General features: G+C 43.1%; 1 protein-coding gene. It reads left to right on the forward strand.

Annotation, left to right across the window (positions count from 1 at the left end; all coding sequences use genetic code 11):
- Positions 1 to 63 precede the first annotated feature (63 nt).
- Positions 64 to 1,187 (forward strand): IS3 family transposase gene (locus ACKLNX_RS00040; protein ID WP_412970761.1). Its coding sequence is split into 2 segments (ribosomal slippage): positions 64 to 292 and positions 292 to 1,187, totalling 1,125 coding nucleotides; the frame shifts between segments, so codons are not numbered across the junction.
- Positions 1,188 to 1,213: the final 26 nt, after the last annotated feature.

A 1,213-nucleotide genomic window follows, 5' to 3' on the forward strand; every position in this document is an offset into this window, starting at 1 on the left:
CTGATCTTCCCCTAAATTTGTAGACATTTTTTACTTAGAAAGCGAAGTAAGGTAAAAAGTGTTATGAATAAAAAATACCCCGATGAATTTAAGCAAGAAGCCGTTCGACAAGTATTGGACAAAGGCTTTTCAATACCGAGTGTCGCGAAGCGCTTAGGCATTTCCGACAAGTCTCTATATTACTGGGTCAATAAAGCGAAAAAGCCAACCAGTCAGTCTGCGGAGCAAGAGGAAATACGCAAGCTTAAAGCAGAGTTAAAGCGCGTCACAGAAGAAAGAAACATCCTAAAGGAAGCCGCCGTGTACTTTGCAAGCGAGTCAAAGAAAAGTACACGTTCATAAAGTCGCGGCTCCAAATCTATCGCGTAAGCGCTATGTGCAAAGTGCTGAATGTTCATCGCAGCGGGTTTTATGCGTGGTTGAGAAAACCTCAGTCTAAAACCGAAATAGATAATCAACGTTTGCTTGAGCAGATTAAAGCCAGTTACGTGCAAAGTGGCGGTGTTTACGGTAGTCCTCGCATTACACATGAGTTGCGCCGTTCAGGTGAAACTTGTGGGGAAAATCGTGTGGCTAAGCTAATGAAGCAAGCCAAGTTGAGAGCTAATATTGGCTACAAGCGACGGTATTTCAAATCAGCTATACCGTCAGTCATTGCAGATAATCATCTACAGCAGCAGTTTGTGGTATGTGAGCCAGATGAGGCGTGGGTTTCGGACATCACCTATATAAAAACATACGAGGGCTGGCTGTATTTGGCCATAGTTGTGGACTTGTTTTCACGAAAAGTCATTGGTTGGTCGATGCAGTCAACAATGACTTCTAATATTGTCATTAAGGCACTGATGATGGCTATCTGGAGACGACCAGATGCATCTGGTGTTGTGGTACATACGGACCAAGGGAGTCAATACGCTAGCGGTGATTATAGGGACTTCTTAGTTGCTCATAATTTACAACCTAGTATGAGTCGCCGAGGCCATTGTTTAGATAATGCTGTCGCTGAGAGCTTTTTCCATTCACTTAAAACGGAGAGGGTTAAGCGAAAAGTATACGCAACACGAAGTGATGCAAGAGCTGATTTGTTTGATTATATAGAAATGTTCTATAATCCAACTCGACTGCACAGCCACCTTGGCTATGTGTCCCCCGATGAATATGAAAACACATATTCAAAGGCAAGCTGAATGTCTACTAAATTGGGGGAGGATCA

It is taken from the genome of Glaciecola sp. MF2-115 (assembly GCF_047250385.1).
Classification (GTDB): Bacteria; Pseudomonadota; Gammaproteobacteria; order Enterobacterales; family Alteromonadaceae; genus Glaciecola.